Origin of the sequence: Microcystis sp. LEGE 08355, assembly GCF_015207185.1 — a bacterium.
Lineage (GTDB): Bacteria > Cyanobacteriota > Cyanobacteriia > Cyanobacteriales > Microcystaceae > Microcystis > Microcystis panniformis.
The window spans coordinates 1-1,774 of the sequence record NZ_JADEXI010000781.1 but is presented as its reverse complement, the minus strand read 5'-3'; the positions used below and the strand labels follow the sequence as shown (position 1 = coordinate 1,774).

The 1,774-nt window shown below is 44.4% G+C and carries 1 protein-coding gene; it reads right to left on the bottom strand.

Features of this window, described 5'->3' with window-relative positions:
- Window positions 1-438 precede the first annotated feature (438 nt).
- On the bottom strand, window positions 439-1,774 hold a 1,336-nt coding region (locus IQ242_RS23970), incomplete at its 5' end, for a CHAT domain-containing protein (protein ID WP_193961674.1).

Sequence of the window (1,774 nt, the reverse complement as noted above, 5' to 3'; positions counted from 1 at the left end):
GCAAGAGACTTAATTGATTAGTTCGCTCTAGACAAAAATAATTGACAAAAATCGCTAAATGCCTTTCTATACAAGGGTTACATCCTCTATAACCCCCGTTCATTGCATAACATAAACCGAAGAGCCATTATTTGTAGGATGGGTTAGCGGTAGCGTAACATAATCGGGCGTTGGGTTTCATGCTTCAACCGTTCGGCAAAAGCTCACGGCCGAAGCCCAACCTACGTTCATCTAGTAGGGTTGATTCATGAATCAACCCTACCTTGAATCAACCCTACCTTGAATCAACCCTACCTTGAATCAACCCTACCTTGAATCAACCCTGCTGAATCAACCCTGCCTTGAATCAACCCTACCCCAACCCCCCGATGTCGGGGGGCAAGGGGGGGAGGTTCGGCTAATCTAAAAATAAAGGGATATCTTGAAATTGTAGTTTCCTCATTTCAGATTTTGTCCCTTGCTCGCCTGTGGTAAAAGCGGAAGACCGGCTGGATTCCCTAAACAAATAAAAGCTGCCCAATACTTAGGAGCTTCATAAGGGCGTTCTAAATCAGATTTTTGACTTAATTCTCGTAAATGGGCAGCAGTTCCTATACTGTGTTTTTCTGCCGATTTGATGGCATCTTCCGTTAGCCATTGGGAACGCATTTTGGCGATGGTGAGACGCTGGAGGCTAGATTTGGCTTTTCTCAAAGCTTCTGCTTTGCTAAGTTTGGCTTTCAGGAGATAATAATAGAAATACTGCATTAAGATAGTGGTAGCCACATCCTCCACTTTCCAAAGGCTGATAATAACGGTTTTTGCTCCTGCTTGGATGAAGGAACGACGCAAACCGATGAGGGTTTCTCCTGTGTAGAGGTCTCCTAAGGCGGTTTCACAGGCGGAGGTAACGACTAACTCTGTCCCTGCTAAGTTGATAGATTGCACGTCTAGGGAAGTTAATAAGCCATCTTCGGCTTCTTCGGGTAGTTTACCGCCGTTTAACATCGTATTCACCCCCGCAAAGGCTAAACCTGAACGCAACAGGGGATTTTGCCTGGTGCCGACTTGGAATCTTTCTGAGGCGGAAAGACTCGATAACATGAAGTTTTGGTTAATTGTGTCCAGTTCGGGGGTTATATCGCCGAGAAAGTAGCCATGAGTAGCGATATGGAGAATATAAGGGGCTTTTTGGGCTTTGGAGACAAGAGGTTTTAAAGCTTTGGCGGCGGTAACGGGTTTGACTCTGAGTATTTTAGCGATTTTTTCGCCTTCGATTTCGGTGCCGGGGAGGGAGTTGAATATTTGTCCTTGTCGAGAGGTGGCTAAATCGCGTAAGGATGGTTTAAAGGGGAATTTTTCCTCATTTTCGGCAGTTGAGGGCGTATTTTCGGGACTAGCTAAGTTATAGTCAGGGTTAGCGATAACGAGGGGATAGGTGACTTTTGCGGGAATTTTGGCTTTAAAGCGCAGGATATCTCGTCCTACATTTAAGAAGTTGCAGCGATATTCATCCATTAAGTAGCTGCCTTTATCGGTGGGTAAAATTTCAAAGGGTAAGCAGTTTAATTCGCCATCGGGACAGATAATTAATTCTTGGGTGAGATAAGGCTTGATTTTGTCAAAAATAAGCTGGCTTAGTTCAATTTTTGACAGTATATCCTCTTGTTTCTTAAATACGGCCACACTTAATCCTCGTGGGTTTTCTACCGATTCCCGAAACTCTTTCACTAATTTGTCTATGGGTTCAGCTTCTCCTAAATCTATCATAGTTAGCTGTTCTGGGGCTTGGGCA